The sequence below is a fragment of the Vibrio sp. 10N.222.52.B7 genome (assembly GCF_041474275.1).
Classification (GTDB): Bacteria; Pseudomonadota; Gammaproteobacteria; order Enterobacterales; family Vibrionaceae; genus Vibrio; species Vibrio crassostreae_C.
This window is the reverse complement of record NZ_JBFRTU010000012.1, coordinates 22,886-29,017: the sequence shown is the minus strand read 5'-3', so window position 1 is coordinate 29,017 and position 6,132 is coordinate 22,886. Positions and strand designations below refer to the sequence as shown.

The window sequence follows — 6,132 nt, the reverse complement described above, 5'->3', positions numbered from 1 at the left end:
TACCTATGTTAGCGGCAACGCCTGCAGGTATGAACAAGCAAATCATAACCGTAAATGGCAGTGCTTTGGTTGGCGGGCTTGGCCTTGAAAGCCTTTCTGAAGCTAAGCGATTAAACGCACTTATCTATCCGCTATAACTCGATCACCCTATTCTTACTGTTGCTAGCTCAATGCCCGTCACCAGCCTACTTTCGCAATGTTGGTGATGGATATTGAAGTTAGTGACGGACATTGAGGCCCTTTATGTTGTTACGATCCGTCCCGCTGAAAACATCGATGTTAGGCCTAGGTGCTACCCTAGTCTTCGTCGCACTGTTTTCAATCACCGTTGGGCCAATGAACATTAGCTTGGCTGACAGCGCAGCGAGCTTACTCCAGCCAAACAATGACTTGGCCCCCCACATCAACTTGGTGATTCAAGAGATTCGCTTACCTAGAACCATTTTGTGTATGTTGATTGGTGCGATTCTCGCGTTATGTGGTGCTGTTATGCAGGGCTTATTTCGAAACCCGCTTGCTGAGCCTGGGATCATCGGTGTGTCTGCTGGTGCCGCGCTAGGTGCAGCACTGGCCATCGTACTTTTCTCTGAGCTATCACTTCAATATCCTGCTTTCATGAACTTTGCTGCGGTTCCTGTGTTCGCTTTTCTTGGCGGTGCTTTAACCACTCTATTGGTGTATAAGCTGGGCACGGGTAAATTCGGTACTTCTGTCACCATCATGTTGTTGGCGGGCGTGGCGATCAGTGCGCTATCCGGCGCTGGTATTGGCTTCTTGAATTTCATTGCTGATGACCAAATGCTGCGCGATCTTTCATTGTGGTCGATGGGTTCATTGGCGGGCGCTAAGTGGTCAGGAATTTTGCTGGCAGCTGTCACGCTCGTTGGCTTGTTTGTTGTTTTCTACCGCCAAGCGATGTCTCTAAATGCTCTATTACTGGGCGAGTCAGAAGCGCAACACCTTGGTATCCCAGTTCAAAAGCTGAAACGAAAGCTGATTCTACTGACGGCTGCGGGCGTTGGTATCACAGTTAGCCTGTCTGGCATGATTGGTTTTATTGGATTGGTTATCCCACATTTAGGTCGCATGTTGGCAGGCCCTGACCACCGAGTTCTGTTGCCACTATCAGCGGTACTAGGCGCACTGCTGCTAACCGCCGCAGACATGTTCTCACGTGTGGTACTTGCTCCGGCTGAACTTCCTGTTGGTATTGTCACTGCGATTATCGGCGCCCCATTCTTCTTATATCTACTATTTCAACAGAAAGGGAGAATCCTTTAATGTTTCCTTCAGCTTTAAAAGCGACCGATATCGAAGTGAAGTTCGGCAGTAAAGTGATATTAGATGGCGTTTCTATTGAGATTGAAGCGGGAAAGGTAACCACACTGCTTGGGCCAAATGGCGCAGGTAAAAGCACGCTGCTTAAAGCTTTGTGCCAAGAGATATCAAGCAACGGCGATATCCAGTATTTTGGACACAGTAAAGACAAGTGGCCTTCTCAAAAGTTAGCGAAGCACCTTGCTATGCTTCCTCAACACAGCACATTGACCTTCCCATTCTTGGCACATGAAGTTGTCGAGCTTGGTGGGATTCCTCTGCAAGAATCCAACAAGAAGCTGACCAGCATTGCTAGCCAAAAAATGGATGTTGCTGATGTGACTCACCTGAGTGAAAGACTTTATCCTTCGCTATCAGGCGGTGAAAAGCAGCGAGTGCACTTGGCTCGAGTGTTAACTCAGCTTCACCACTCTGGTGACCAATGTATTTTGATGCTTGATGAACCAACCTCTGCACTGGATCTTGCCCACCAGCACAACACCTTAAAGATTGCGAGAGAATTAGCCGATAACCACAATGCCGCGGTTATCGTGGTTTTGCATGATCTCAACTTAGCCGCGCAGTATTCCGATCGATTGGTGGTATTGAAAGATGGCAATTTGGTGTGTGATGGCAAGCCTTGGGATGCACTGAAACCTTCGATGATAGAAGATGTGTATGGTTACAAAAGTATCGTAGAAAAACACCCAACCATGAGCTTCCCTCAGGTTCACCCCGCACAATAAGTCCGATTAAGGAGCGACTCGTTTTGAGTATTCGTTCTTGATAACAATGACGTAATCCTAAGCCTCGATTTGTTCGGGGCTTTTTATTGGCTCACAGCCACTCTCTCGGCTTAAACTCAATTTTATTAACAACCACAACAGCAAGCACCAAAACGACTCACCTTGAGCATTTGAGGCTCTAGAAATTAACTCTACTTGTTAGGGTTACTTAGCTTTTAACACTGAAGAGAAAAACAAGCCGCGGCGTAAGCATATAAAAAGAAAAGAAATAACATCATTCAGCAAACAGCAACATCGGTGTGGGATTGAGAGAAAAACGCACAAGAAGTGAAACGGCAGGCACAAAAAAAGCCCCCGCAGGAGCTTCTTTTATTGAGTGCTGATTATTGGCTCATACGAATCAATGATTTACCAATCAACCACTCTAGTTCTTTACCGCTAGTATCGCCAAACTGAGTTTCAGTCAGCTTGTATAGACGATCAATACCGTTTGCAGCGAACTCATGTGCGCTCTCAGCAGTAACGATATGATGGAAAAGTAAACGTAAGATTGCTAGGAACTCAGCGTCTTCAAGTGCTGCAACCCAGCTAGCTGAAAATGCGTCAAGGCCATTTTCGAAGTCAATGTGTTCCATGAACATCTTGAAAATACGACCGTCTAGAGCAGCAGTAAAATCCGTTTTCTTTGGAAAGTGATGACTTATACCTGTACGAGAAACACCCGTTTGTTGACTCAACGTCGTGTATGACATCTTGTCGTAACCCAATCTTAGTAGCTGGTCTACAACGGCATCCATGATTTTCTGGATCGTGATTTCTGTATCTTCTTTACTACGCTTTGGCATATTCAGGCTCTTCTCTTTGTAAATCCATCTAACTCAATCAAATGAAGTCAGAATGAAAATCGTTATCAGCATTATGTGAGCAAGGTATTTTTTCGCAAGTATTTATAACTAAATTCACACAAATACTATGTACGAACAATTTTACAGTGATGCCTCTTTGGACACTTTGTCTAATTATTCTTCGAAAATCACCTTACAATCCTAAGTCGATAAGTTTAAATAACTACTTAGAATATGAAATACCCAACGAAAAATTCATTGTATAAATACCTATCAAGCGATAGATAGTCTTATAAAATCATTTCTGGCGCAACTAAGTGAATGATATTCTGACATATTAATAACATTCCTTTTCAACAAAACGTGAGGTAAATCACATACATATTTGGCGGCGCGAATGTAGATATTCATCAAACACCTTAACAAACAACATAGCATACCAGTATAAATTAGTTCAAAGGTTTTAATTTTTGTAGATACAGTTCAAATTGCTCGTTAGAATAACCTCAGACTTTGTAAGAGGATTATTTATGAGCCAAGATATTGGTAACAACGATGTATGTGAGGCTTGCGGCTGTGCAGGCGAAATCGGGTTCATCATTAAAGAAGGCGACGATGTTGCTGAAGTAACGGTTTACGGAAACTCAAAAGCACTGATTGAAGCTGAGTTTGCTAAGTATGTTGAACTTGCTAAACAAGTGTCTAGCAACGTTGAGTTCGAAGCATCAGAGATGACTGAAGAAAGCACAGAGTTGCACGCTCGCTTTAAATTTGAAGTTAGCGCTGAGAAGATTATTTTTGAACTTAAGACTCGCTCTCTAGCGCGCTAATATAAGCATTTATATGCTTATTAAAAGACGAGTGAATTACTCGTCTTTTTTTAATTGAACCCAAGCCAGTGACCCATTTTGCTCAAAATCGTTTTCTGCAGCGCACTGAATCACTACGCCCCCCACCTCTAACACTGCCCCAATGCTATAAGCCTTGTCATCGTAATAACAAACTCGTTGCTGTTGACCGCCTTGTGTCACCACCACCGCAGCTTTACCGGGCGTTGAAATTACTTTGTTGGCACTCGCAGACATTGAGCCAAACACTGAAGCGGCTATCAGAAAGACCTTAATAATTCGTATATTTACTCTAATTATTAATTTACCTATCATCTTTGCTCCATTCCTCGTTAATCTACCGCCAAATGGGTAAAACACTATGCGAGATTAATTTTTCCATTATAGTGTAAGCGTCTATCGTAATAAGAAGCCTGTTATGCTCAGAATAATTGCACTTATTATTGGTTCCTTAACCATAACAAATGTCAGTGCTGAACCACTCGATCACTATCAAATATTGAACCATCTCGATAATTACGGAAACTTATATCTACGAAATAAGCCTTATACATCACTTCCAACTGGCTTGGTGGTAGATGGTAATCTCAATATAGAGAATACTGCGATCACACGCCTACCCAAAGGGTTAGAAGTGAACGGCAGCCTTAAAGGCTCTAACAGCCAACTCGCTCGAGTCCCGAGCGGGGTTAAGATAAAAGGTTACGTCGACTTGATTGGCAGCCAAATCACCAGCTGGCCAAGAGGTGTAAGAGTGGGCGGCTTTATCAACCTCACCGACACTCCACTGGAAAGGCTACCGAATGGCTTTAGAGTAAAAGGCGATCTGAGCGTGATCCGCACTCCTTTAACCGAGTTACCCAACGGGATCGTGATTGACGGCGACCTTTATATAGGCGGTTCTGGGATTACAACATTCCCCGAGACCATGACAGTCAAAGGCAACATCTATCTGGGCGGTAACACCGTAACCAAATGGCCAACCAATCTAGATCTCGGTGGTGCAGTCGCTCGCTAATTCAGGCTAATGCTCTAATGCTCTAATGCTCTAATACGTTAATGCTCGATCGCAGCAACAAATGGTGATTCAGAAACAAAAAAGGAGCCCAAGGCTCCTTTTTCAATTCAATCAAGTTGCTAATCAACTAGCAAGCTAACTAACGCTCGTTAACCAATGTTCTTCACTGGGTTGGCGTAGCTATCGATCAAGTACTGACGCGCACCTTGTGGCAGGCTCGATAGTTTAGCTTCAAACTCTTGCTTAACGGCCGCTGTAATCGACTCGTCTTCTTTTTCTGCTGCCAGCAAGTTTACTGGGAACAGTTTGTAGTTATCGTGGATCTGACGATCGATCTCTTCAGCAAGCGCTTCAGGGGTATCAAAATCTTGGTCGATAACCTGACCGAAACCAACGTGAACGCGTCCTTTATCACCGATGATGCCTTGAATGATACTTTCGATATCTTCAAACTCACCCTTTTCGTAACTGCCGTTTACGTCTTTTTCGAAAAGCTCTATCGCTTTAGCCGTGTCACATGGGTCGTTCTCGTAAGAAATAGCCACAGGAACAATCTTCAATGACTTCACGTATTCAGGGAAAGCAATTTTTTGCTTACGTCCTTCAACGTGGAACATTTTCAAAATTGCTGGCTCAGTAAAATCGTTACCGTCTTTCGCACGACCTTCCTTTTGAGCGATCCAGATTGAGTTGCCCGTTTCTAGAGAGTGCTTAATGTAAGAAGACAACTGCCCTAGCGCTTTCATCATCTCACGCGGTCCTTTCAAAGAACGCTTTACGATGAAGCTCTTGTTTAAACGCATCAATTCAGTCGCACATGGCTTTTTCAACAGGTTGTCTCCGATAGCGATACGACAAGTCTGATGATTATTTTGATGCAGAGCGTAATTTACTAACGCAGGATCCATAGCAATGTCACGATGGTTTGATACAAACAGATAAGCTTGGTTCGCATCCAGTGACTCGATACCCGTGTACGTCACACCGTTAGTGGTTTTCGCTAACGTGTCGCGTAAGTACTTTTTCACTTCAATCTGAATGGATCCAACGCTAGTCAGCTTGCTCCATTTCATTTTTAAGTACACACGCAAAATCGGGCTCATTAATGCTTTGAACCAAGACGCATGGTTTGAAAAACGGTAGTGCAAGATTGCACTGATAAATTCTTCATCATTAATAAGACGGTTTAGTGCCGCTGGAATTTCATCATCGCCGTAAGGGCGAATATCAACATATGGATCGGTTGGAGAGGTCATTTTTTAATTCATATAATAAAAAGCTGGCTCATTCTACGCGTTGTTTTGACTTCTCGCAGCTACAGAGCCCATACTTTTGACAAGGTCAGACCAGAAACATTG

At 43.7% G+C, this 6,132-nt stretch carries 7 protein-coding genes and 1 pseudogene; 5 read left to right on the top strand and 3 right to left on the bottom strand.

Annotated elements, in window-relative coordinates:
- The 3 genes and pseudogenes from AB4512_RS25500 to AB4512_RS05135 form a co-directional block, all read left to right on the top strand.
- A pseudogene (locus tag AB4512_RS25500) lies at positions 1–137 on the top strand (hemin ABC transporter substrate-binding protein); the annotation flags it as partial.
- Positions 138–243: 106 nt separating this feature from the next.
- Positions 244–1,281 carry an iron ABC transporter permease gene (locus AB4512_RS05140; RefSeq protein ID WP_048609731.1) on the top strand — a complete coding sequence of 346 codons (1,038 nt, stop codon included), beginning with the start codon at positions 244–246 and terminating at the stop codon, positions 1,279–1,281.
- Entirely contained in the window at positions 1,281–2,063 is a 783-nt protein-coding gene (locus tag AB4512_RS05135) for a heme ABC transporter ATP-binding protein (protein WP_017062759.1), read from the top strand. The genes AB4512_RS05140 and AB4512_RS05135 overlap by 1 nt, the downstream gene beginning before the upstream one ends.
- A 383-nt stretch (positions 2,064–2,446) precedes the next feature.
- Here the strand turns inward: AB4512_RS05135 and AB4512_RS05130 are convergent, their stop codons facing one another.
- Positions 2,447–2,908, bottom strand: a complete 462-nt coding sequence (locus AB4512_RS05130; protein ID WP_004731875.1) for a TetR/AcrR family transcriptional regulator — start codon at positions 2,906–2,908, stop codon at positions 2,447–2,449.
- A 530-nt stretch (positions 2,909–3,438) separates the two neighbouring features.
- Between AB4512_RS05130 and AB4512_RS05125 the strand changes: the two genes are divergently transcribed.
- The gene (locus tag AB4512_RS05125; RefSeq protein ID WP_017062761.1) at positions 3,439–3,738 is read left to right on the top strand and encodes a YfcZ/YiiS family protein; all 300 of its coding nucleotides are present in this window, start codon (positions 3,439–3,441) and stop codon (positions 3,736–3,738) included.
- 36 nt (positions 3,739–3,774) lie between these two features.
- Here the strand turns inward: AB4512_RS05125 and AB4512_RS05120 are convergent, their stop codons facing one another.
- On the bottom strand, positions 3,775–4,071 hold the full coding sequence (locus AB4512_RS05120; RefSeq protein ID WP_372174557.1) for a YnjH family protein: 297 nt from the start codon (positions 4,069–4,071) through the stop codon (positions 3,775–3,777).
- A gap of 103 nt (positions 4,072–4,174) precedes the next feature.
- Between AB4512_RS05120 and AB4512_RS05115 the strand changes: the two genes are divergently transcribed.
- Positions 4,175–4,774, top strand: coding sequence for a hypothetical protein (locus AB4512_RS05115; protein WP_017062763.1), 600 nt, complete (start codon positions 4,175–4,177; stop codon positions 4,772–4,774).
- Between the two features lie 149 nt (positions 4,775–4,923).
- On the opposite strand, the gene AB4512_RS05110 is transcribed toward AB4512_RS05115, so the two are convergent.
- Positions 4,924–6,030, bottom strand: a complete 1,107-nt coding sequence (locus tag AB4512_RS05110) for a 1-acyl-sn-glycerol-3-phosphate acyltransferase (protein WP_372174555.1) — start codon at positions 6,028–6,030, stop codon at positions 4,924–4,926.
- Positions 6,031–6,132: the final 102 nt, after the last annotated feature.